Genomic DNA, 23507 nt, shown 5'->3' on the forward strand with positions numbered 1-23507 from the left:
ACATCAGCCAGAGTTCTCAACGAACTCTGGCTTTTTTTTGGAGATGAATTGGCTGCAATTCAGAGCTGCGAAATGTTGAACTCTGCCTTTCTTGCGGCAAGGCTAATCTTTGCTGTTTTAAAATCAACTCCAGCCCAATCTTGATACATTTTTAAGTTGCGATTCGTCCCTAATCCGAAGTATTTAAGTTCGCCAGGATGATCATTGAAGCAACGGATTGCTGTCGGGGCATTGTCGAGGCTGCCAAGCAGTATGTGAACACGTTTGAGTGAGCGAAGGTTGTGCCGGTGCCAGTCACTGTGATCACCCCAATGAGTGGCTGAATGTACTGCTGCCGCGGTTTCTTGCTTGTAGAGATGAAAAAGAAGCAGGCGATTCGGGGCGTAGATGTTGAAACCCGAAGTCCAAAGTCGTGCCGACATTGCAATCTCTTCTCCATAGAAGTAGAGCTCGGGGTCGTAGGGCACTTCTCTCACGATTGAGCCAGCTCCGAACAGGAAGCCTCCTGCGATAAAGGCTCCGGGGATAGGACGTTCTGGCTGTTCTTCTGGAAGCTGGAATCGGCTGATGCCTCGTAGCTTGAGGATGCCGTATGCATCGAACTCGTCCGCACCCATCACCGGCAATGTTGATGTTTGCAATCGACAGGGCGGTTGAAAGCCGTTGGGGTAAACACTGAGGATGGCTTGCTCATCGCTGCATTCTTTCCAGGTCTTCAGCAGCAGGTCATCCCAGTGCTCCACGGACCGCATGTGGCTGTCGATCTGGAGCAGGAAATCTTCCCCGCCGTAAAAGCTTTGGGCCTGCCGACGTGCCCAGCAGGCTCCATGACTTTCCGTCGCGTCGATCCTGACGATCTTCAGGTGTGGATGATTCGGAAATGCACTTTCTCCCCAGTGGGCTGGGTCGTCATCAGCCAGCTGCAGGCAGATGCCGAAGCGCAGGCGTTCGGGTTGTGCTGCCCTTTCGATCAGGTTGTGCAGCGTGGCCGGAAGATCCGGGTCTCGGTAAGACGCGATCTGTATGAAGATCGTGGATTTCACCAAAGGGCGGCAGCCATGCGCAGCGTCTGGCTGATGGGGCCTACATCGTGCACCCGAAGCACGGCAGTGCGCGCCTGAGCGCAGCGGCAGGCCACGGCAGCGGTCCCCCAGAGCCGCGCTTTCGGTCTGGGCTCGTTGAGCACGGCACCAATGAAGCGCTTGCGCGAAGGACCGATCAGCACCGGTTGCGGGCCCTCAGTGAGTTGTTCCAGATCCCGCAGCAGCTGGAGGTTCTGCTCGTGAGTCTTGGCAAAACCGAGACCCGGATCCCAGATGATTTGGCTTTCCAGGACGCCGGCTTGAATCGCGGCCTCACTGCACTCCCGCAACGCCTCCTTCACATCCGCAACGACATCGGCATAGGTCGTGAGTTGATCCATGGTTTGGCTGTCACCGCGGCTGTGCATCAGCACCACCGGACAGCCCGCGTCGGCGACAACGCGCAGCAGATCGGGATCACGCCTGCCACCGCTCACATCATTGATCCAATTGGCACCTGCCTCCAGTGCTTTTGCGGCAACTGGTGCGAGAAACGTGTCGATGGAGATCAGGGCCTCTGGGCAGTGTTGCCGGATTGCTTGGAGCGCAGGCAACAGTCGGCGTAATTCCTCCTCGGCGCCAACCTCCTCAGCCCCAGGGCGGGTGCTCTGTGCTCCCAGATCCAACACGTCAGCGCCATTGCTCAGTTGCCGCTGGGCTTCGGCGAGGGCCCGTTCGCTGGCGAGGAATCGTCCTCCATCGCTGAAGGAATCAGGGGTGATGTTGATTACCCCCATCACTGTTGTGCGTTGGCGCCAGCCCTGGGGCCAGTTGCCTGAATCAAGCTGCTTGGTAGTTGGCAATTCGTCCAAAGCTTTCAGGCTCCAAGGAAGCTCCCCCCACTAGAACCCCGTCGATATCGCTCATTCCCATCAATTCATCAATGTTGCTGGGCTTGACGGAGCCGCCGTACTGAATCACCAGATCGGGGGATCCCACCCAGCTTCGAATCAGACCGCAGATGCGGTTGGCTTCTTCGGCAGCGCAGGTTTTGCCTGTGCCGATCGCCCAGATCGGTTCGTAGGCGACCACTAACTTCTCTGCATCGAGACCCTCGAGTCCCTGCTCGATCTGGCGGCGGATCACCCGTTCGGCTTCGCCCCGTTCACGTTGCTCATCGCTTTCGCCAACGCAAACGATCGGAATCAGACCATTGGACTGGGATGACCTGGCCCGGTGGTTGATCTGCTCGTCGCTTTCGCTGAAGTATTTCCGGGGTTCGCTGTGGCCCACGATCGTGTGGGTCACACCATGCTCCTTGAGCATCGCTGGGGAGATCTCTCCAGTGAAGGCCCCTTGGCCTTCCCAGTGCACGTTCTGGCTTGAAAGGCAGAGACGGGAGTTCTGGCTGAGTTCCGCCATGGTCGACAGCGCCGTGAAGGGTGGTGCCAGCACCAGATCGCGGTCGTCTGGGGTGTCAGCAATCAGTGGCAGGAAGGCTTCCATGAATTCCCGCGACTGAGCGCAGGTCATGTGCATCTTCCAGTTGCCAGCGATCACCGGTCTGCGCACGCCTTGCTTCCCCATGGAATGTGGCAGCCAACTTACGGCCCGGTCGCGTTTTCGCCCCCGACAACGGACTCCTCCCCAGCAAGCACAACCCGATCTCCCGGAGAAAGCTGACGTCCCCGCCGGGTTTCAACGCTTCCATTGACCTCCACTTCACCCATCTGAATGCGTTGCTTCGCTTCACCGCCGGTGGAGACCCAACCCTTCCATTTCAGGAACTGATCCAGCTTCATTGGAGAGAGTTCTGATCTCACCATTGATACTGTGCCGCGATGCTGACCCCATCCCAGGCCGGATTCCGCCGGCTGCTGCCGCTGCTTCGCCCCCACTTGCGGGAACTGCTCTGGGGGGGCTGCTGCATGGTGGTTTACGTCGGTAGCTTTCCGCTGCTCGTGCAGCTGGCCGGGGACTTGTTGCCAGCCCTGGGGTCGGGTGATCTTGCTCGCGTGTTTCAGCTGATCGGGCTGGCGTTGCTGATCTTTGCTGTTCAGAAAATCGCCCAGTTCGGTCAGGACTCTCTTCTTGCCGGGCCTGCATTGCTGGTGAGCCAAGACTTACGGCGCGATTTGTTCCGCCGCTTGCAGACCGTGGAGCTGGGAGCGCTGGAGAAGCTCTCGGCCGGTGATCTCACCTACCGCTTCACCGAAGACGCAGATCGCGTCAGCGAGGTGCTCTACAAGACCATTCACGACACGGTTCCCAGCGTGCTTCAGCTCTTTGCTGTGCTGGGGATGATGCTTTGGCTCGACTGGAAACTGACGCTGGCCATCCTGTTGCTGGCACCGGTGATCGTCTGGTTGATCAGCCTGTTTGGTGCGCGCGTTATGGCGGCCACTGAACGCAGTCAGAAAAAGGTGAGTGAACTGGCCGGTCTGCTTGGTGAGGCCATCGAAGGTTTGCCCCTGGTGCGTGCTTTTGCCGCTGAGCCTTGGCTGCAGGAGCGTTTCGAGACGGAAATCGACCAGCACCGGCAGGCTCGCCACCGCACCTACAGCCTCGTGGCGCTGCAGCATCCGGTGGTTGGCATCATCGAGGTGGTGGGTCTGTTTGCCGTATTGGCCCTCGGAGCCTGGAGGATTAAGACCGGGGACCTGAGCATTGCCGGGCTGAGCAGTTACTTGACGGGGCTGATCGTGCTGATCGATCCCATTGCCCACGTCACCAACAACTTCAACGAATTCCAGCAGGGGCAGGCGTCGCTGCGACGTCTGCGTGAGATCGAGAGAGAGCCTCAGGAGGCTGCTGATCCAGCCGAGGCGCAATCCATCGGTGCTCTCCGAGGTGATCTGGTTTTTGATCAGGTGAGCTTTGGCTATGACCCAGCCCAGCCAGTGCTGCATCAGTTCAATCTGCGGGTGGATGCCGGTCAGGTGCTGGCCATCGTTGGCCCCTCCGGTGCGGGCAAAAGCACCTTGCTGTCGCTCCTGCTGCGATTCAACACCGTTCAACAGGGTGAGATTCGTCTTGATGCCACCGACATCAGCCTGATGCGCGCCCGTGAGCTGCGTCAGCAGGTGGCCCTGGTTCCGCAGCGCACAACCGTGTTCTCCGGAACCGTTGCTGAAGCGATTCGGTTCGGGCGTCGTGCGACGGACGATGAGGTGCGCGATGCGGCTCGGTTGGCCAATGCGGATGATTTCATCCGTGCCTTGCCCCGGGGGTATGACACCCAGCTTGAGGAACGGGGAACCAACGTTTCCGGAGGACAACTGCAGCGGATCGCTATTGCCCGGGCGGTGCTTGGCAACCCAGCGCTGTTGCTGCTGGATGAAGCCACCAGTGCCCTCGATGCTGAAGCCGAGGCTGCGGTGCAACTCGGACTGAAGCAGGCGATGAAGGGACGAACGGTGTTGGTGATCGCTCACCGTCTGGCCACGGTGCAGGAAGCTGATCGAATCGTGGTTCTTGAGAAAGGTGCTGTTGTCGATCGAGGAACCCACGATGAATTGATGCAGCGTGGTGGGCGTTATCGCGAATTGTGCGAACGGCAGTTCATTCGAGATCAGCAAAAGACTTGAATCCCTCTACGATCTGGCCGCCGGCACACCGCCATCCCGGCAATGAATGATGACTGACTCTGCAGCCAACAACCCTGTCTTGACCTTTGAGGGCAAGCGCTATGACCTCAATACGCTTCCCGATGAGCTCAAGGAACTTGTGCGTGGCATGCAGGTTGCCGACGCTCAGCTGCGGATGCACGAAGACACCCTCAAGGTTCTGGCGGTGGGCCGTCAGAGCCTGGCCACGCAGCTCAATGAAAGGCTCAAGTCTGTGACTCCGTTGCCTGATCAGGGTTGATCGCCGTCCATTAAAAAAGGGGGCTCAACAGCCCCCTTTTTTAATGCTCGTCGTTGTGCTCAGTCGCTGAAGCTGTAGTCCTTGGTGAGTTTGAACACCGTTCCGGACAGCAGGATCAAGGCCACGAGGTTCGGTAGAGCCATCAGGCCGTTCAGGGTGTCGGCGATCGACCAGATCACTCCACGGTCGCCGGCGACAGCACCAATCACCACAACAGCCACCCAAGTCAGACGAAAGGGCAGCACGGCGGACTGACCGAACAGATAGGTGGTGCAGCGCTCGCCATAGAAGCTCCAGCCGAGAATGGTTGTGAAGGCGAAGACCACCAACCCCAGGGTGACCACCACGCCGCTGCCTGCGATGCCGGTGTTGAAGGCAGTGATTGAGAGATCTGCTCCGCTTAGCTTTTCGCCCGCTGCATCGAGGATCAGATTGGCTTTGGTGGTGATGATCACCAGAGCGGTCATTGTGCAGATAATCAGGGTGTCGATGAAGGTGCCCAGCATCGCCACCGTGCCTTGGCGGACGGGATCATCGGTTTTGGCAGCCGCGTGAGCGATCGGAGCGCTCCCCAGGCCTGCTTCATTGGAGAAGATGCCCCGTTTGAACCCCATCAGCACAACCTGACCGAGGGCACCACCGGCCGCAGCTTTGCCAGAGAAGGCGTTGGAAAAAATTGTAGCGAAGGCTTCAGGCACGCTCCCCAGATTTGCCAACAACACCAGAAGGCATGCAGCGATGTAGAGGATCGACATCAACGGAACAATGGCGGAGGCCGCCTGGGCGATGCGCTTGATGCCCCCGATGACGACAGCAAAAACCAGGGCCGCCAAAATCACACCGGTCGCCAGCTTCGGGATGCCGATCAGGCTCAAGGCTGACGACACCTCAAAGGCCTGAACCCCGTTGCCGATGCCGAATCCCGCCAACATGCCGAAGAGGGCAAACAGGCCAGCCATCCAGCTCCAGTCGCTTCCGAGTCCGTTGCGGATGTAATACATCGGACCACCTACGTGGTTGCCGTCTCCATCGGTTTCGCGGAACTGAACCGCGAGCACAGCTTCGGCGTACTTGGTCGCAATGCCGAAGATCGCGATGATCCACATCCAAAAGACGGCACCAGGTCCACCAACGGCAATGGCCCCAGCAACACCGGCGATGTTTCCCGTGCCGATCGTTGCCGACAACGAGGTCATCAGCGCTTGAAAGGGGGTGATCTCTCCTTCGGTTTGAGACGCGGCAGGACGCAGCATCATTGAGATGCCATAGCCCAGCCGTTGCAGCGGCATGAACCGCAGACCCACCATCAGAAGAATGCCCGTTGCGGCAATCAAAAGGACGGTGGGCCATCCCCAGACAATGCTGTTGATCGGGCCATTGATGGCCTGAATGGTCGACTCGACTCCGCCCATACCTTCCAACAGGTTTGGGCGGATGGTCTCATAGCCGGCTTGTACCGGCAATCAACTCAGAGTGATTCGAGATCTTCAAAGCGGAAGGTCTGGCTTCCGGTGGGGGTATCGCCATGGGCTTCGGTGGTCACGACCCGCTCGGCCAGCACCCAGGGGCCATCCCCAGGCAGGGGAGAGAAGCTGTCTTTGAAGCTGCTGCGGCCGCCCCGGGCTTCTCCCGTTGCCGGGTCGGAATACTGACTGGTGTAGGTGTGACTGAGGTAGCCCGCACCCGTGTCGGTGACATCGGTGGTGTAGATCGTCACGACAGTGCCGTGGATGTGACGGTGAACCATGGTCACCACGTCATCCTTGATGCGGTATTTGTCCCCTGCTCCTTTGCCGCCGACCAGGACTTCGGTTCCCACATGGTTGGTGTCACCGGCGGTGAAGGTGTTCTCACCGTGGGTCTGCTCGAAGCTGCGACGTACGCGATGGATGGCGACTTCCCAGAGCTGGGAATTCACCGCCTTGAGGATCTCTTCGTTTTCGATACCTTCCACCTTGGCTTTGAGATCTGCGCCGATCTCAAACTTGCCCTCGACCCGCTGATCCCCCTGCTGCCAGATGCAGCGTCCGCGGTAACCGGGGAATCCAGGCGCCCAGGTGTAGCGGTTTTCGTAGGCGCGACGGAAATCATCACGCAGGTCATTACCAGACTTGACGGGAAGGGAGGCTGTCACAGCGGTGAGATGGCTTCTGCAACCCTACCGGTGGCCTAACGATGCATGGCGTGAACGTCCTGCAGGGCATGGATGCTGAGCCTCGGCTGTTGCTGGAGCGCTGAGATCGCCTCCACAGCCGCCCGTGCTCCCGCCAGGGTCGTCACCGTTGGCACGGCGTAATCGAGCGCTGCTCGACGCAGGTACTTGTCGTCATGGGCAGCTTGCCGACCGATCGGTGTGTTGATCACCAGCTGCACCTGATTGGAGCGGATCTGATCCTCGATGTTGGGGCGCCCTTCGTGCACCTTGAGCACCGATTGCACCTTCAATCCCGCGTTGGCGAGAGCCTGAGCCGTGCCCGAGGTGGCCGTGACATCGAACCCGAGTTCGATCAGCCGAGCGGCGATGGGCACCAGCGCCTGCTTGTCCCGGTCGTGGGTGGAGAGGAACACCGTCCCCTGGGTGGGCAGAGCTTCTCCAGCGCCGAGTTCAGCCTTGGCATAGGCCATGCCGAAACTATCGGCGGATCCCATCACCTCTCCCGTGGAGCGCATTTCTGGCCCTAGCACCGTGTCCGCCCCCGGGAAGCGCCGGAACGGCAGCACCGCCTCCTTGATCGACTGAAGCGGTGGCTTCGGTTCGTTGGTCATACCGATGTCGGTCAGGGTTTCGCCCGCCATCAGTCGGGTTGCCAGGCGAGCCAGTGGTTGTCCTGTGGCCTTGGCGACGAAGGGGACAGTCCTGGATGCGCGGGGGTTGGCTTCGATGATGTAGACGACCTCCGATCCATCAGTGTTGCGCTGCACGGCGAACTGAAGGTTGATCAGACCCCGCACCTCGAGGGTTTGCGCCAGGGAGCGACTCCAATCGCGAATCGTGTTCAGTGCAGCCTCGCCTAGAGAGACCGCCGGCAAGCAGCAGGCTGAGTCTCCGGAATGGATTCCAGCCGGTTCGATGTGCTCCATCAGACCACCGATAATCACAGCACCGGTGTGATCGCAGAGCGCGTCCACGTCCACCTCAACGGCATTTTCGAGGTACTGGTCAATCAGCACCGGATGGTCTGGCTCCACCTGCACGGCTTCGCGCATGTAGCGGTTGAGTTCCTCTTCGTCGAACACCACCTCCATGGCTCGTCCGCCCAAGACGTAGGACGGACGCACGACGACTGGATAGCCCACCCTCGTCGCCACGGCCCGTGCCTCCTCCTCACTGCGTGCCAAGCCATTGCGGGGTTGGCGGATGTTCAGATTCCGGAGGATGGCTTCGAACTGTTCGCGGTCCTCGGCTCGGTCGATCGATTCAGGAGAGGTGCCCCAGATGCTGGTACCCGTTGCGCGCCCCTCATCACTGTCAAGCCAGCGCAGCAGGGGAATCGCGAGTTTCAGAGGCGTTTGTCCACCGAACTGCACCACTACGCCATCGGGACGCTCCGCTTCGATCACATTGAGAACGTCCTCCAAGGTGAGCGGTTCGAAGTAGAGGCTGTCGCTGGTGTCGTAATCGGTGGACACCGTTTCCGGATTGCTGTTCACCATCACCGTGGTGATCCCTTGGTCCTGCCCTGCAAAGGAGGCATGGCAGCAGCAGTAGTCGAATTCGATTCCCTGCCCGATCCTGTTGGGTCCACCGCCGAGGATCATCATCTTGCGGCCGTCCTCGCGGCGACATACCTCAGATGAAGCGGGAAGGGGCTTGAGGGATCCGTCGGCCTGCAGGGTCTGCAAGGGACGCTCGTAGGTCGAGTAGTGATAAGGAGTGGAGGAAGCGAACTCCGCAGCGCAGGTGTCGACGGTTTTGAAGATGGCGCGAACATCGAGCTGATGACGCCTCTGACGCACCGACAATTCGTCGCTGTTGGTATGCCACGCGATCTGTCGGTCTGAAAAACCCAGCTGCTTGGCTTCAAACAGGCTGTCAGCATCCAGCTGTTCCAGGCTTTTGCCCTTGATCAGCCTTGCCTCCGCCTCAATGATGCGTCGCAGTTTGGCCAGGAACCAGGGGTCAATCCTGCTGATCCGATGAATCTCCTCATCGCTGCGTCCGCGCACCATCGCCGTACGCACGCTGAGGATGCGCTCTGGAGAGGGGGTCCTCAACTGGCGATCCAGCTCACCATCAGTGAGCTCCGGTTCCTCCCGGTCGCCTCCCCATCCCGAGAATCCCGTTTCCAGGGATCGCACGGCTTTCTGGAAGGACTCTTCGAAACAACGGCCGATGGCCATTGCTTCGCCCACCGATTTCATTGAGGTGGTGAGCACGGCCGGACTGCCTCGGAATTTTTCGAAGGCGAAGCGCGGGATTTTGGTGACGACGTAATCAATGGTCGGCTCGAAGCAGGCAGGCGTCTTACCGGTGATGTCGTTGAGGATTTCGTCGAGTGTGTAACCGACGGCGAGGCGTGCGGCGATCTTGGCGATCGGGAAGCCGGTGGCCTTGCTGGCCAAGGCCGAGGATCGACTCACCCTGGGATTCATCTCAATCACCACAACATCGCCGTTGTCGGGATTGATCGCGAATTGGATGTTGCTACCGCCAGTTGCGACACCGATTTCGCGAATGATGGCGATCGATTGGTCGCGAAGTCGCTGGTATTCCCGGTCGGTGAGGGTCTGGGCCGGAGCCACCGTGATCGAATCCCCCGTATGCACCCCCATGGGGTCGAGGTTTTCGATGCTGCAGACGATCACGACGTTGTCCGCCAGATCACGCATCACTTCAAGCTCGAATTCCTTCCAGCCAAGGAGCGATTGCTCGATCAGGATCTGAGAAACAGGACTCGCCTCAAGTCCGCTCTTGCATATTGCTGCGTATTCCTCTGGGTTGTAGGCAATGCCGCCGCCACTTCCGCCGAGGGTGAACGCAGGACGGATGATCCGGGGGAAACTGCCGATTGCGGCCCCAACGGCCTCGGCTTCCTCCTGGGTTGAGGCAATCCCTGAAGGGCAGACCTTCACGCCGATGCGCTCCATCGCCTGCTTGAACAGCAGACGGTCTTCTGCCTTCTGGATCGCCTTGAGGTCGGCACCGATTAACTCGACGCCGAAGCGTTCCAGGGTGCCGTTTTCCGCCAGGGTGACAGCCAGGTTCAGGGCGGTCTGCCCCCCCATAGTGGGCAGCAGAGCATCCGGGCGCTCCTTTTCGATGACCCGGGTGACGACATCCGGCGTCAGCGGCTCTATGTAAGTCCGATCAGCCATCTCCGGGTCGGTCATGATCGATGCCGGATTGGAGTTGATCAGAATGACTTCATATCCCTCGGCTCTAAGGGCTTTGCAGGCTTGGGTTCCGGAGTAATCGAACTCGCAGGCCTGGCCGATCACAATCGGACCAGATCCCACCAGGAGAATGCGACGCAGGTCAGACCGCCTCGGCATGGGAAATCGTCCTTGGCCAAACAGTTCAAGCCTCTCACGCGGCCTTGCCCCGACCGCGGGACTTGGCCTCGCTACGGTGAGTGCAGATCAGCACCAGAGTTGCAATGAGTGAGCTCCAGCGCCTGAAGGGGCTGCTGCCACCGGAAATGCAGAGCTGGGTGTTTGTGGAATCAGCTGCTGCAGTCGATCCTCCATTGATCACCCTGGAAGAGATCGGCCGGGATGAAGTGGAGATCCAGGTGGATCTCGATGAATGGGATGCTCTCGCGCTGGACCATCGCAATCTCTTGTTCTGGCACGAGGTTGGCCGCATCCAGAACGACACCATTCCTCGGGATGGCTGGGAGATGGCGGCTCTCGCCATCGGCCTCGGGGGAGCCATCGGTGAATTGTGGGTTCAGGACGGCCTGCTGCTGATGATGGCCCTTGGCCTTTCCGGATTCGCGGGCTACAGGCTGTACCTGAAGAACAATTCTGAAAAGCGTCTTCAAGACGCCATCAGCGCTGATGAGCGCGCGATTGACCTGGCCTGCCGGTTTGGTTACAGCGTGCCCAATGCCTACCGCAGTTTGGGGGGAGCGCTGAAGGACTTGGTCGAAAAGACCCGCAAGAAGCGCCGCCGCAGCTACTACGAAGACCGTCTTGAGGCCCTGCGCAAGAGCGCCAGCAAGGCCAGAGCTGAAATGGCTCAACAGGAGGGCTCACGTAGTTCCGTCACCAGTGAGAACGTTTATGGATAGCGAGAAGCTTGCTGAGTTGGTGGCGGACGCCTGCGATGACCGCAAGGCCACCGATATCCGACTAATCCGCGTTGATGAAGTCTCCAGCCTCGCCGATTGGATGGTGATCGCCGGCGGTCAGTCCGATGTTCAGGTACGTGCAATTGCCCGGTCGGTTGAAGACCGCTTGGAGACTGAGGCAGACCTGCTCCCTTTGCGCAAGGAAGGGCTTAATGAGGGGCGTTGGGCTCTTCTGGACTATGGCGACGTGATCGTTCATGTGCTGATGCCCGATGAGCGCGGCTACTACGACCTTGAGGCGTTTTGGAGTCACGGTGAAAGCCGAACCTTCTTACCGTCGGTGAAGTAGCCGCTTGCCCCATGTCAGAAGCGGTGCCCTGCCCCGTTCCACCGGAGCAGCGGCCACTTGAAGAGTTTCAGCAGCTCTGTGAGTCATGGTTTTTTTCTTGGCCAGCTGGGCAAGCCCCTCTCCTGACCCAACGCCTTGCCGGCTTCTGGCTGCTGATACTCCCGGTCTGCAGCTTGATTGCCAGTGGGAGTTGGACCTTGAAGCAGGATCCGCCCAGGCTCCTGGCCTCAGCCGCTGTTGCAGCTCTTGTGCTCCCCCTGCTTCTACTGGTTCGGCAATGGCTTGGATGGACTTACGTCATGCAGAGGCTTCTGCGTGAATCCGTCGACTACGAAGAATCCGGCTGGTACGACGGGCAGACGTGGGAAAAGCCGCTCTCCTGGCGGGAACGGGATCTTCTTGTGGCGCGGCATGAGGTTCGCCCGATCCTTGGACGTCTCGGACGAGCCATGGCCACCTCGGCAGGTTTGATGCTGGCCGGTGCCAGTCTCTGTCAGGCTCTCTGAATCAATCGGGGTGTCCGATGACTTTGCCCTCGGGCTTCAGCCCTGCAGCCCGATCCGCGTCAGCCCCCCTTGAGGTCTGTCTGCGGCGTGGATCGATTACTGAATCGGTGCATCGCGTTCATGCGGTGGTTTGTGATGGCCGAGGACGGGTGTTGATGTCGGCAGGAAACCCCGGGCAGGAAAGTTTCATTCGTTCGGCTCTGAAACCCTTTCAGGCTCTGCCGTTTCTCAGCAGTGGAACCGCCGACCAACTGGATGTAGATGAACGGGGCATCGCCATCAGCTGCGCGTCCCATGCGGGCACCAATGCCCATGCCCGGGAAGCCTTCAGATTGCTCTGGAAAGCAGAGTTGGACAGCTCCTCACTTCAATGTCCAGTTCCAAATGGGGCTGACAGTCCGCTGCAGCACAATTGTTCTGGTAAGCACGCTGCGTTCCTGGCTACCAGTCGAAAGATGGGCTGGCCCATCGAGACCTATCTCCAGCAGGACCATCCGCTGCAGCTTGAAGTGAACCGCCGGGTCGCTGAACTGATCGGTCTACCTGCTGAGGAGTTAGTTGCAGAAAGGGATGACTGTGGTGCTCCCACCCTGGTGTTGCAGTGCGCTCAGATGGCCTTGCTCTATGCCCACCTCGGCGCTTCACAGAATGCTGAGTTCGAGCAGATCAGTCGGGCGATGCTGAGTCATCCTGATCTGGTGGCCGGCGAGGGTCGTTTTGACACTGAGCTGATGCGGCGCAGCCATGGTCAGGTCTTGAGCAAAGGTGGTGCAGAGGGCATTCAATGCCTAAGCCGCGTTGGTGAGGGTCTTGGTGTAGCCATCAAGGTGGAAGACGGCTCCCGTCGTGCCAAGCAAGCGGTTGCTCTGCATTTGTTGCGTCAACTGGAGTGGCTCACACCGATGGGGCTTGATGAGCTCGATGAGCAGGTGCTGGTCGTGAACCCGAGCGTCAAGCTCAGCGTGTCCGGTGCCTTGCAGTCGTGACTTTGCTGTCACGTGCGACACCGACATGTATGATTTTTAGGTCGCCGCGGGGTAGAGCAGTCTGGTAGCTCGTCGGGCTCATAACCCGAAGGTCGGGAGTTCAAATCTCCCCCCCGCCACCAACTCTGATTGAATAACAGATCTCCCCCACGGGAGATTTTTTTTGCTTGTCGTACCTCCATGAGCAGTCGCTCTATGAACTGCGATGGCCCTTGGGACGCCATTGTTGTTGGCTCTGGAGCGAGTGGCGGCGTGGCCGCAATGACCTTGGCTGAAGCAGGAGCGCGCGTGCTCGTGGTGGAGGCAGGCCCTGACCTCAACAGCACACAAGCCTTCGGGTCTGAACCAGGAAATCTTTTGCGGCGGATCGTGGGCCTGACCAGCGGCAGCCACCGCCAGCAGTCCCAGCATCCCGGCTACTGGAAAGCCAATCCTCGTCTGTATGCCGACGAGCGTCTGCATCCCTACGAGCACCCGTCGGAACAGCCGTTTCTGTGGACGCGAGGCTTGCAAGTTGGCGGCCGCAGCCTCACCTGGGGTGGCATCACCCTGCGTCTCTCTGATGAGGATCTGGCCGGTGTGGATGTGGAAGGTGAACAGGTCAGTTGGCCTTTGCGCAGCGGTGAGCTGACTTCTCACTACGCCGAACTGGAGCGCTGGCTAGGCGTTCATGGTGGGCGCGATGGTTTGAATCATCTGCCGGATGGCGAAACGCAACCGGCTCTGGCGGCGACGCCGGCGGAAGAGCGTTTTGCTGAAGCTGTGAGGCAACGGTTGGGGTATCCCGTGATTCCTTCAAGGGGGTTTGGTCCGGCGCCGCAGGGAGAGGATCCCGCCTGGCCTCGTTCCAGCAGTCGCGGCAGTAGCCTCCCTCGCGCCATGGCCACAGGACGTACACAGCTGCTTTCTGCGCATTTGGTGGAGCATGTGTTGATGGATGCCGGCGGAGACAAAGCCATTGGTCTGGTTGCCGTTGACCAATCCAACGGCAACCGCAGGGAGTTGAAGGCGGATCTCGTGGTCTTGGCTGCTTCCACGATTCAGACCGTGTCCATCCTGTTGCGTTCCCGTCGTGGGGAACAGAGCAACGGTTTGGACGACCCTTCAGGACGACTTGGAACACGTTTGATGGACCATGTGTCCACATCGCAGTTTTTTGCCTTCCCCGAGCCTGTTCAGGGCGATCAGCCCATGCTCACGGGGGCTGGAAGTTTTTTTGTTCCGTTTGGCCGACACCTGCCATCGGCTGATTTTCAGGGTGGCTATGGCCTTTGGGGTGGCATTGGACGGTTTGATCCGCCGCGGTGGTTGCGGCGTCGACCTTCAAGCATCACAGGGTTCCTCATTGGTCATGGCGAAGTTCTACCCAGGGCTGACAACAGGGTGACCCTGAGTGAGCGTATGGACCGCTGGGGCGTGCGTGTCCCCTCGATTGCCTGCCGTTGGAGCGGCAATGAATTGGCAATGGTGAGGCACATGCGCGCCTCGATCAAGGCCTGCATTGCCGCAGCCGGAGGCGAAGCCAAATCGATCAAAGACCTCTTCCACCTGCCCTTGGTTGAGCCTTTCCTGGAGGGGGCTGTTGCGCTTTCAGACGGTGCAGCTCCACCTGGCTACTACATCCACGAGGTGGGAGGGGCTGCGATGGGGGGGAGCGAGACCAGCAGCGTTGTTGATTCCTCTAACCGCCTTTGGCGAGCTCCCAACGTTCTTGTGGTGGATGGCGCCTGTTGGCCGACTTCGGCCTGGCAAAGCCCAACGCTAACGATGATGGCCCTGAGCCGTCGGGCCTGTCTGCTGGCCCTCAGTGGTCGGGGCGGGTGAACAGATCGTCGAGATAGCGCTCGGTCACGGCGCGGTCGTCACAGCCGTTCTGAAACAGAAAGTGGGCAAGAGCAGAACTCATCACGCGGTATTGGTCCCAAGTGGGGTTCTCTCCGAGGAAATCCTTCATGCCTCGATAGAGCACCTCGGGGATTTCCGTTTCCAGGCTCACGTAGCTGGCTTTTGAAGCATTTCCGCGCTCCGTGGTCCCCTTTTCATGGCATCGCTCGAGGTGATTTCGATTCATTCCTTCCAGCTTGTCCTTGTCCAACGCCCACCAAGAAAGCCACATAACCGGCACTTGCGTCAAAGACGTCCACATTTGTTGAGTTGCAGGTGAGACGAGATGAGACGGCAGTCTGTGACTGGGTCTGAGTGCATGGAAAATGACGAAGTGCGGTTGACCTAGGTCGAATAGACAGTCTGTCAACCTGGTGGAACGATTCCCTCAGAAATTCACAGGTTGACCGTCACAGCCGGCGGGCCAACTTCTGCCTGTGGAAAACGACGTTGTTTTTTGTGGAAAAAGAGGGCGGCCCCTGGCGAAGCAATTTCGATAAGAAAGCCTGATCTTTGCTTCGTCGCTGCTGTCGCTTTCGAGAACCGTGTCATTGGTGACCGAGAAACTGTTTCCCTTAAGGGTTATGGACTCAATCTTTAGGAGTATCGCTTCTGCGTTGCAGCGTTACCGGCCCAAGGGGGTGATCGGCGTGGGGATAGGGCGGGTGATGGTGCACATGGTTGTGGTCTGACCCATTGCTGTTGTCTGAAGGGTGGCTGTGGTCATTGGCAATCGGGATGCCGTCGGGTTGGCAGGCACCCGTGCACTCCAGTTCGCAGAGCGTGCAGCTTTCCGCAAGCCCTTCGACATGGTGGTGGTGGCTTTCCTGGGCACGTCCCACGTCCTGTTCGAAGCCCAGCACCTGGGCGCGGTATTTGCAGAGGGAGCAGTTCATGGCGGTGTCTCCTCGCAACACCTCTTCGACCCGTTCTTTGAAAGTGTCCACCACCAGGGTGTGGTCGCCCAGATAGCCCGCAGAGAGAAACTCCACCTCGGGATGATCGGCAGCCACCAGCTCGGTGTGTTGGCGGATTCGGCTCACCAGAACCCCTGAAAAGAGGAAATAGGGCATTACCACCACCCGGCGGAAGCCCAGCTTCACGGCGTGACGAAGCCCCGGTTCCACCAGGGGGAAGGTCACGCCCGAATACACCGTTTCTCCCCAGCTGAAGCCAAATCCCTCCACCAACAGCCGCGTCACCTTGGCCACGTTGGAGTTGGCGTCTGGATCCGAGGAACCTCGACCCACCACCACCAGCAGGGTTTCGGCCAGTGGAACGTCGTGCTTCGCCGCACTCAGGCACTCCTGAACGCGGGCCCCGGCGGCCAACACCATCAACCGATCCACCCCAAGCTCTCGTCCGTAATCGATCGGTAAACCCGTTTCGGCCGTATAGGTGTTCAGAACAGAGGGGATGTCGTTCTTGGCATGCCCTGCGGCAAACAGCATGGCTGGAATGGCCAGCACCTTGGTGACGCCTTTTTGCCGGAGCGCTTCAAGGCCATCTCGAAGGATGGGTCGGGCGAATTCCAAATAGCCGTGCTCCACCGGCATGGGGGCGAGCCGGGGTCGGAGGGCGTCCACCATCTGGGCGAATTCTTCAACGGCTAGTCGGTTGCGACTGCCGTGGCCGCAGATCAGAACGCCAAGACGCTCGTTGCCGGTTTCCGCGTGCTGTTCGGCCAAAAGGTCGCTCTGCTGTTCCAATGGTTTGACGATATCGGTCGCATCGCAATGGATTCAGACCGTCCCGTTTTCTTCAATGCGCAGGCGGCTGATGCGAGGCGCTCCGGTCTGGTCTCCCCCCGACCAGAGGAGTTGGTGGCCTTGGTTCAAAACTGGACCGGCCCGCGGCCGCTGCGTCTCTGTGGTGGGGGGACCACGTCTCGTTCCGCCGTGGACGACCACTGGACCCTCGATCTTCAAACCCACTTCCAGCGTCTGGAGTGGAAGCCCGCTGATCAGTCGGTCTGGATTGGAGCGGGCTGCCGCATGGGAGAGGTACTGGAGGCCTTGCTTCCCCACGCCCGAACTGTGGCTGCAGGTTTGTCGGGTCTGCCTGGGCTTGGCTATGTGCTCACGGGCGGCATGGGGCCGTTGAGCCGGCAGGTGGGGCTCGCTGTCGATCAAGTGCTCGAGATCCATGGGGTCTGGGGCGATGGCAGCCCCTTTGCCCTGTCTCGGGCTGCTGATGCTGGTTCGCTGGAGTGGCGCAGCCTCTGTGGTGCCGCGCCGTTTCTGGGGGTGGTGAGCGCGTTGCGCATGACCACCCAGCCGCTCGTGCCGCTGTGGGCGGAGCAACGCGTGGTGTCTCCGGATCAACTGGCTGAGTTCATGCTTCAGGCGGAAGCATCCGACTCCAGCGCCAGCCTGCAGTGGCATTGGGAGAGCGCTGACGCGGTGCAGTTGCTCCGGATTGCCGATACCCCATGGGCCGGTGCGCAGAAGATCGAAGGGTTGCATCAGCTCCCGCCGTTGCGGGGATCGGCCCCGATGTCTCCCCGCTGTCACACGGAGGTGGTCGGCTTGTTGGGGCCTGCAGCTGCTGAGCTCTGGCGGGCTTTGATGCCGGATTTATGTCGTTTGCTGCAGCACCGTCCTCATCCCCTCTGCAGCCTGGCCTGTCAGCAGCTTGGGGCGGCGACGCAACAGGTTGCGGTGGAGGCCAGCTCGTTTGTGCACCGCAACTCCGAGTGGAAACCATGGATCACGGCCGCGTGGACGCCCGGGGATGCCCCTGGCCAAAGGCGCAGCCTCGCTTGGTTGGAGGAGGTCTGGCAGGTCCTCCAGCCGGTCTGCCCTGGTGTGCATCTGGCGCAGTTTCACGACCATCTGCCCTTCCATCACAAGGAGTTGGAAGCAGCGTTCGGCCTCTGGTTGCTCGAGTTGCGAAAGCTGAAACAGCGCTTGGATCCAGCAGGCACCCTGCCGACGCTCTGATTTACGGTCGCCACTAATCGGCATCCATTGATGGCCAAACGATCCAGCCCAACCCTGGTGAATCAGTGGTTGGCCAACCCCAGTAAAGACCTGCTCTCGGGTCTGGTGGTGGCTTTCGCGATGATTCCCGAGGCCATTGCCTTTTCGGGGATCGCTGGGGTTGATCCCAAGGTGGGCCTGTTCGGAGCGTTCTGCCTGTCGTTGACCATCGCTGTCGTGGGTGGTCGCATGGCCATGATCACCTCAGCCACCGGCTCTACGGCCCTGTTGATGACAGGGCTTGTGGCCACCGGTGAAGCCAGGGGGCCAGGCCTGGGTGTCCAGTACCTGATGGTGGCCGGGCTTGTGACGGGTCTGCTGCAGATCCTTTGGGGGTATCTGCGTCTTGCCTATCAGATGCGCTTTGTTCCCCAAGGGGTGCTGAGCGGCTTCGTCAATGCGCTCGCCTTGCTGATTTTTCAGGCCCAGCTGCCTCAGCTCGGTCTCAATCTTCATGCTGGAGATGGTGAACATGGGGCCTCGTCGTTGCTCCCTCATGGCGGCCAGATCCCCGTCGTCTGGGGCTTGGTCCTGCTGGGTTTGGTGATCATCTATGGCCTTCCCCGGCTGACCAGGGTGGTGCCTTCACAGCTGGTTGCCATCATTGTTCTGACCGCCATCAGTGTGGGATTCAGCTTCGACATCCCCACGGTCAGCAGTCTCGGCACCCTCCCGGCAGGGCTGCCCTCCTTCAGCCTTCCCTTCGGTGAAGGCGGTGTTCCCTTCAGCTTGGACACCCTTGGCTTGGTGCTCCCCACAGCCTTGGCCATCTCCCTGGTTGGTCTGATGGAAACCTTCTTGACCCAGGACATCCTCGACGACAAGACCGACACCACCACCAACAAAAACGTTGAGGCCAGGGGGCAAGGCATCGCCAATATCGTCGCGTCCCTGTTCGGTGGCATGGCCGGCTGTGCCCTGGTGGGTCAGTCCGTGATGAATGTGGATAACGGCGGTCGCACGCGGCTCTCAACCCTGTTCTCGGGGGTGAGCCTGCTTGCGATGATCCTGCTGGCTGGGTCCTGGCTAAAGCAAATTCCGATGGCGGCACTGGTGGCCGTGATGATCAGCATCGCTGTCAGCACCGCTGACATCAATGGTCTGCGCAACCTCCGTCGCATCCCCAAGAGCGACACCTCGGTGATGCTGATGACCTTCGCCGTCACAATGCTCACCACCCCGCACAACCTCGCCCTTGGCGTGTTGGCTGGCGTGGCGCTGGCAGGAATTCTGTTCAGCCGCAAGGTAGCCAAGGTGATTCAGGTGGAGGCTGTCGAGATCAGTGATCAGGAGCGGTTGTACCGCGTGCAGGGGCAGCTGTTTTTTGTTAGCAAGGTGTATTTTCTCCAGGGATTTGATCTTCACGATCATCCCGAGCGCATCACGATTGACCTCTCCCAAGCCCACATCTGGGACCAGAGCGGCGTGGCTGCGCTGGATCAGGTCATCCGCAAATTCCGCAGCGGGGGATCTGTTGTCAGCGTGATTGGACTGAATGAGGAAAGCCTTGATCTGTTCGAGCGGATCGGCGGTCAGGAATCAGCCCATGCATGAGCCTCCACTTGGTTGGCAAGACAGGCGCTGAGGTCTTGGCGCATCGTCATGAGCCGCTGCTGAATCTGCATGTCCTCAGGGTTGGTCGCCATGTACTACTCGGTGACATCGTTGCCGATGCTCATCAACAGGCACATGGTTTGAACATCACGTCCGGTACTTTGCTGGGCACTTTCTAGAAGAAAGTCCAACAGCGCCATCTTGCTTGTTGTACGCACCACGGTCTTGCTCGTCCAATGCCGTAGCACCGGGAACCGTGGTTCCAGCGATCAGTCCAGCCAAAAGGCAGGCTCAGACCTTCATTGCAGCGATGCTGATTGCCGTGAACGTAGGTCGGAAGTAATGGATGTCCTCGGGATCTGGGACAATCCCACCCGATCCCTACCAACGCTGATGTTCCGATCCAGTTCGCGTGTTCTGATCGTTGCGTTGGCCGGGTTGTCCTCATTGCTTGCGTCCTGCGCGTCACTGGACAGTGCGTCTGGCTCGCGTCTTGATCTGGTCAAAGCGCGAGGGGAGTTGCTTTGCGGGGTGAGCGGCAAGATCCCAGGCTTCAGTTTTCTCAGCCCTGATGGGCGTTACACCGGCCTGGACGTCGACATCTGCCGTGCCATGGCTGCTGCTTTTGTTGGCGATGCTGAGAAGGTTCAGTACCGGCCTTTAACCGCGCCCGAGCGGTTCACGGCCTTGCGATCGGGCGAAATCGATCTGTTGTCCCGCAACACCACCCACACCCTCAGCCGCGATGCGGTGGGGGGCAATGGGCTGCGCTTCGGACCTGTGGTGTTCCATGACGGACAGGGCTTGATGGTGAACGCCACCAGCGGAGTGCGTGCGCTGGCTGATTTGAGTGGTAAGTCCATTTGCGTGGGATCGGGCACCACGACCGAGCAAAACCTCAACGACGCCTTCGCCTCCCAGGGGCTCCCCTACACACCGATCAAATATCAAGATCTCAATCAGGTGGTTGGCGGCTACCTCCAGGGGCGCTGCGAAGCCATGACGTCTGATCGGTCGCAACTTGCGGCGGCGCGCTCAGGTTTCAGTGATCCCCAGGCGCATCTGATCCTTGATGACCGGATCAGCAAGGAGCCATTGTCTCCAGCTGTGGTGGGGGGGGACCAGCCCATGGGAGATGCCATGACTTGGGTGGTCAACGCCCTTATTGAAGCTGAGGAACGGGGCATCACCCAAGTGAATGTGGATGCGGTGATGAAGCAAGCCGCAGCCGATCCCTCCCAGACCGCTCTGCGGCGATTCTTGGGTGTGGATCCAGGCCTGGGTCACAAACTCGGACTCGCCGATGACTTTGTCGTTCAAATGATCCGTGCCACGGGTAATTACGGCGAGATCTACAACCGCCATCTCGGACCGGACAGTGCCGTGGCGATTCCACGGGGGGCGAACCGCCTGGGCGGTGAAGGTGGTTTGATGATTTCCCCACCGTTCACCTGATGCGGCAGCGTCGTCTCCTGGTTCAGGTTGGTGTCGCCGCCGTTCTGATCGGCCTGCTGGCTCTCTTGGTCAACAATCTGGCCGTCAATCTGATCAGGACGGGCTTGGGGCTGGGTTTTGGCTGGCTGGGTCGACCCGCTGGTTTTGCTCTGGCGGAAACAGCTCTCCCCTATGCCCCATCCGATAGCTACCTCTGGGCCTTGACCATCGGTTGGCTTAACAGCCTCAAGGTGATCGCGGCTGGTCTGGTGTTGGCCACCGTCCTGGGTGTGGCTGCTGGTGCAGCCCGCAGCAGCAACAACCGTTTGCTGCGCAGCTTGGCCGGGGGCTATGTGGCGTTGATTCGTCAGGTTCCTCTGCTCCTGCAGTTGCTGTTCTGGTATTTCGTTGCCTTCCTTGGCCTTCCGTCCGTGCCGATCGGTGGGCTGATCCGGCTTTCGAATCAGGGCATTCAGTTGTTGGGCCTGAATCTCAGCGTTGAATTTTGTGCGGTTCTTGTCGGACTCACGGTGTTTACGGGTGCGTCGATTGCAGAGATCGTGCGCGGTGGCATCAACGCTGTGCCAAGGGGCCAGTGGGAGGCCTTTCGCAGCCTTGGACTTGGGGAAGGGTTAGGGCTGCGTCGGATTGTGTTGCCCCAGGCGCTGCCGGCGATTCTTCCCGCGCTCACGAGCCAGTACCTCAATCTCGCGAAGAACAGCACTCTGGCGATTGCCGTGGGCTACGCCGATCTCTACGCCGTCAGTGACACCACCATCACCCAAACCGGCCGCGCCATTGAAGGCTTCCTGCTGCTGCTGCTCAGCTTTCTGCTGCTGAATTTGTTGATCAGCGGCGGCATGGCTGCCTTCAATCGTGCCGTTCTGGGCCGTCTCAATAGGAGCCGTTGATGAACCGTTGGTTGGATCGTGGGATCACCCTGCTACTGCTGGCTCTGCTCGGATGGGCTGGCTGGTCAATGCTGCATTGGCTGCTGCTTGGGGCCGATTGGTCTGTGGTGACCACAAATCTGCCGCTGTATGCCGTGGGCAGTTTTCCAGCGGATCAACGCTGGCGACCGCTGCTGTGGATGGCTGCACTGATCACGCTCACGCTGCTGACCCTCGTCGGTCCAAAGCATGGCTGGCTTCGCCGTTGGTTGCCGTTGTTCTGGATCGTGATGGCACCGCTGGGTCTCTGGTTTTTGGCCGGAGGTTTGGGCTTGCTGCCGGTGGGCACGCGCAGTTGGGGTGGTCTGACGCTCACGCTGCTGCTTACGGGAGGCAGTGGTGCTTTGGCGCTTCCGTTGGGGATCCTCCTAGCCCTCGGCAGGCGCAGTGATCTGCCAGTGCTGCGTTGGAGCAGCGCTGCTTACATCGAGCTGATGCGGGCTGTGCCGTTGATTGCAGTTCTGTTTTTCGGACAACTGCTGATTCCGTTGTTCCTGCCGCCAGGGCTTGAGATCAATCGGGTTCTGCGGGCGCTTGTCGCTTTCGCTTTGTTTGCAGCGGCATACATCGCAGAGGATGTGCGCGGTGGACTGCAGGCGATTCCGCCCACCCAGCGGGAAGCTGCAGCCGTGCTGGGGCTGTCGCCACGTCAATCGCTGCAATTGGTGGTGCTGCCGCAGGCACTGCGGGTTGCGCTTCCTTCGCTTACCAACCAGGCGGTGGGTTTGCTGCAAAACACAAGCCTGATGGCCATTCTGGGTTTGGTGGAATTACTGGGCATCAGCCGCAGCCTGTTGGCGAATCCAGCTTTCATCGGCCGCTATCTGGAGGTCTATCTCTGGCTTGCTGCGGTTTACTGGCTGGCTTGTACGGCCATGGCGCTGCTGGCCCGCCACCTGGAAGTTCAGCTTGACCCTGCCCGCTCCGCCTCATGACTGTTGCCATTCGTGCCACTGATCTGGTTAAGAGCTATTCCCAAGGGGTTCGAGCTCTCGATGGCGTCACCCTTGAGGTGAACAGCGGCGAAGTGCTGGTGGTGATGGGCCCTTCTGGGTCCGGTAAGAGCACGCTGATCCGTACCTTCAATGGTCTGGAAACGCTGGACGGCGGTGCTCTTGATGTGCTCGGGGTTTCCTTGGATGCCACCCATGGTGAACGTCAGGTGCTTGCGATTCGCAAGCGCGTGGGGATGGTGTTTCAGCAGTTCAACCTGTTTCCTCACCTTTCCATTCTCGACAACATCACCCTTGCCCCGATCAAGGTGCAACAGCGTGCCAAGGCGTCTGCCGAGCAGCGGGCGATGGAGCTTCTTGATCAGATGGGGATTCGCGAGCAGGCCTACAAGTACCCGGCGCAGCTCAGTGGTGGTCAGCAGCAGCGGGTGGCAATCGCCCGGGCTCTGGCGTTGGATCCTGAGGTGATGCTGTTCGACGAGCCCACCAGCGCCTTGGATCCGGAGCGGGTGAAGGAAGTGTTGGATGCGATGCGTCAGTTGGCCAAAGGCGGCATGACGATGGTGGTGGTCACCCACGAACTGAGCTTTGCCCGTGAGGTGGCGGATCGGGTGATGTTCATGGATCGGGGCCAGGTGGTGGAGACCTCCGATCCAGAAACGTTTTTCAGCAATGCCAGGGAAGAACGCAGCCGCAGGTTCCTCAATCAGATGCAGCACTAAACGGCTTGCACAGCCTCGTGCATTGCTTCAGGCCGACTGTCGTTCTCTCCAAGCCTCAGTGGGCTT

General features: G+C 59.8%; 22 protein-coding genes and 1 tRNA gene. 14 read left to right on the forward strand and 9 right to left on the reverse strand.

Annotated elements, in window-relative coordinates; translation table 11 throughout:
* Positions 1 to 59: 59 nt before the first annotated feature.
* Genes FZZ85_RS00810 through FZZ85_RS00825 form a run of 4 tightly spaced genes read right to left on the reverse strand, consistent with a single transcriptional unit; the run spans position 60 to position 2824 of the window.
* On the reverse strand, positions 60 to 1043 hold the full coding sequence (locus tag FZZ85_RS00810; RefSeq protein WP_226411258.1) for a GlcNAc-transferase family protein: 984 nt from the start codon (positions 1041 to 1043) through the stop codon (positions 60 to 62).
* The gene (folP, locus tag FZZ85_RS00815) at positions 1040 to 1885 is read right to left on the reverse strand and encodes a dihydropteroate synthase (RefSeq protein WP_226411260.1); all 846 of its coding nucleotides are present in this window, start codon (positions 1883 to 1885) and stop codon (positions 1040 to 1042) included. The genes FZZ85_RS00810 and folP overlap by 4 nt, the downstream gene beginning before the upstream one ends.
* A complete protein-coding gene (tpiA, locus tag FZZ85_RS00820) occupies positions 1863 to 2594 on the reverse strand; it encodes a triose-phosphate isomerase (RefSeq protein ID WP_186495377.1) in 732 nt (243 codons plus the stop codon). Before tpiA ends, folP begins: the two co-directional genes overlap by 23 nt.
* Before the next feature lie 32 nt (positions 2595 to 2626).
* Positions 2627 to 2824, reverse strand: coding sequence for an RNA-binding S4 domain-containing protein (locus FZZ85_RS00825; RefSeq protein ID WP_115161771.1), 198 nt, complete (start codon positions 2822 to 2824; stop codon positions 2627 to 2629).
* Positions 2825 to 2863: 39 nt separating this feature from the next.
* Here FZZ85_RS00825 and FZZ85_RS00830 point away from each other — a divergent pair, with 39 nt between their 5' ends.
* Both FZZ85_RS00830 and FZZ85_RS00835 read left to right on the forward strand, forming a co-directional pair.
* Positions 2864 to 4609 carry an ABC transporter ATP-binding protein gene (locus FZZ85_RS00830; protein ID WP_226411262.1) on the forward strand — a complete coding sequence of 582 codons (1746 nt, stop codon included), beginning with the start codon at positions 2864 to 2866 and terminating at the stop codon, positions 4607 to 4609.
* Between the two features lie 49 nt (positions 4610 to 4658).
* Complete coding sequence (locus FZZ85_RS00835; protein ID WP_114987892.1) at positions 4659 to 4889, forward strand: DUF6447 family protein; 231 nt, start codon at positions 4659 to 4661, stop codon at positions 4887 to 4889.
* 59 nt (positions 4890 to 4948) lie between these two features.
* On the opposite strand, the gene FZZ85_RS00840 is transcribed toward FZZ85_RS00835, so the two are convergent.
* The 3 genes from FZZ85_RS00840 to carB are packed head-to-tail and all read right to left on the reverse strand — an operon-like array spanning position 4949 to position 10382.
* Positions 4949 to 6301, reverse strand: coding sequence for a sodium:alanine symporter family protein (locus FZZ85_RS00840; protein ID WP_226411939.1), 1353 nt, complete (start codon positions 6299 to 6301; stop codon positions 4949 to 4951).
* A 56-nt stretch (positions 6302 to 6357) separates the two neighbouring features.
* Entirely contained in the window at positions 6358 to 7023 is a 666-nt protein-coding gene (locus FZZ85_RS00845) for a DUF3386 domain-containing protein (RefSeq protein ID WP_226411264.1), read from the reverse strand.
* Between the two features lie 35 nt (positions 7024 to 7058).
* On the reverse strand, positions 7059 to 10382 hold the full coding sequence (gene carB / locus FZZ85_RS00850; RefSeq protein ID WP_226411266.1) for a carbamoyl-phosphate synthase large subunit: 3324 nt from the start codon (positions 10380 to 10382) through the stop codon (positions 7059 to 7061).
* 104 nt (positions 10383 to 10486) lie between these two features.
* On the opposite strand from carB, the gene FZZ85_RS00855 reads away from it, so the two are divergent.
* From FZZ85_RS00855 to FZZ85_RS00880, 6 genes are all read left to right on the forward strand, one after another.
* Positions 10487 to 11122, forward strand: a complete 636-nt coding sequence (locus FZZ85_RS00855) for a DUF3318 domain-containing protein (RefSeq protein WP_226399205.1) — start codon at positions 10487 to 10489, stop codon at positions 11120 to 11122.
* Entirely contained in the window at positions 11115 to 11471 is a 357-nt protein-coding gene (rsfS, locus tag FZZ85_RS00860) for a ribosome silencing factor (RefSeq protein WP_038554011.1), read from the forward strand. Before FZZ85_RS00855 ends, rsfS begins: the two co-directional genes overlap by 8 nt.
* A gap of 11 nt (positions 11472 to 11482) precedes the next feature.
* Positions 11483 to 11977 (forward strand): CGLD27 family protein, encoded by a 495-nt coding sequence (locus FZZ85_RS00865; protein ID WP_226411269.1) that lies wholly within the window; start codon positions 11483 to 11485, stop codon positions 11975 to 11977.
* 17 nt (positions 11978 to 11994) lie between these two features.
* On the forward strand, positions 11995 to 12963 hold the full coding sequence (locus FZZ85_RS00870; protein WP_226411271.1) for an asparaginase: 969 nt from the start codon (positions 11995 to 11997) through the stop codon (positions 12961 to 12963).
* Between the two features lie 45 nt (positions 12964 to 13008).
* Positions 13009 to 13085, forward strand: a tRNA-Met gene (locus FZZ85_RS00875).
* Positions 13086 to 13143: 58 nt separating this feature from the next.
* On the forward strand, positions 13144 to 14787 hold the full coding sequence (locus FZZ85_RS00880) for a GMC oxidoreductase (protein WP_226411273.1): 1644 nt from the start codon (positions 13144 to 13146) through the stop codon (positions 14785 to 14787).
* On the opposite strand, the gene FZZ85_RS00885 is transcribed toward FZZ85_RS00880, so the two are convergent.
* Both FZZ85_RS00885 and FZZ85_RS00890 read right to left on the reverse strand, forming a co-directional pair.
* Positions 14768 to 15034 (reverse strand): DUF2811 domain-containing protein, encoded by a 267-nt coding sequence (locus FZZ85_RS00885; RefSeq protein WP_226411275.1) that lies wholly within the window; start codon positions 15032 to 15034, stop codon positions 14768 to 14770. The two genes, FZZ85_RS00880 and FZZ85_RS00885, sit on opposite strands and share 20 nt — an antisense overlap.
* A 403-nt stretch (positions 15035 to 15437) precedes the next feature.
* A complete protein-coding gene (locus tag FZZ85_RS00890) occupies positions 15438 to 16535 on the reverse strand; it encodes a sirohydrochlorin chelatase (RefSeq protein ID WP_226411277.1) in 1098 nt (365 codons plus the stop codon).
* Here FZZ85_RS00890 and FZZ85_RS00895 point away from each other — a divergent pair.
* From FZZ85_RS00895 to FZZ85_RS00920, 6 genes are all read left to right on the forward strand, one after another.
* Positions 16476 to 17789, forward strand: a complete 1314-nt coding sequence (locus FZZ85_RS00895; RefSeq protein ID WP_226411279.1) for an FAD-binding protein — start codon at positions 16476 to 16478, stop codon at positions 17787 to 17789. The two genes, FZZ85_RS00890 and FZZ85_RS00895, sit on opposite strands and share 60 nt — an antisense overlap.
* A gap of 30 nt (positions 17790 to 17819) precedes the next feature.
* Positions 17820 to 19382 carry a SulP family inorganic anion transporter gene (locus tag FZZ85_RS00900; protein ID WP_226411281.1) on the forward strand — a complete coding sequence of 521 codons (1563 nt, stop codon included), beginning with the start codon at positions 17820 to 17822 and terminating at the stop codon, positions 19380 to 19382.
* Positions 19383 to 19775: 393 nt separating this feature from the next.
* Positions 19776 to 20837 (forward strand): amino acid ABC transporter substrate-binding protein, encoded by a 1062-nt coding sequence (locus tag FZZ85_RS00905; protein WP_226411941.1) that lies wholly within the window; start codon positions 19776 to 19778, stop codon positions 20835 to 20837.
* The gene (locus tag FZZ85_RS00910) at positions 20837 to 21727 is read left to right on the forward strand and encodes an ABC transporter permease subunit (RefSeq protein ID WP_226411283.1); all 891 of its coding nucleotides are present in this window, start codon (positions 20837 to 20839) and stop codon (positions 21725 to 21727) included. The genes FZZ85_RS00905 and FZZ85_RS00910 overlap by 1 nt, the downstream gene beginning before the upstream one ends.
* Positions 21727 to 22701, forward strand: a complete 975-nt coding sequence (locus FZZ85_RS00915) for an amino acid ABC transporter permease (RefSeq protein WP_226411285.1) — start codon at positions 21727 to 21729, stop codon at positions 22699 to 22701. Before FZZ85_RS00910 ends, FZZ85_RS00915 begins: the two co-directional genes overlap by 1 nt.
* Complete coding sequence (locus FZZ85_RS00920; protein WP_226411287.1) at positions 22698 to 23441, forward strand: amino acid ABC transporter ATP-binding protein; 744 nt, start codon at positions 22698 to 22700, stop codon at positions 23439 to 23441. The genes FZZ85_RS00915 and FZZ85_RS00920 overlap by 4 nt, the downstream gene beginning before the upstream one ends.
* The last annotated feature ends 66 nt before the right edge of the window (positions 23442 to 23507 follow it).

The sequence above is a fragment of the Synechococcus sp. MU1642 genome (assembly GCF_020514115.1).
In the GTDB taxonomy this organism is placed as follows: Bacteria; Cyanobacteriota; Cyanobacteriia; order PCC-6307; family Cyanobiaceae; genus Parasynechococcus.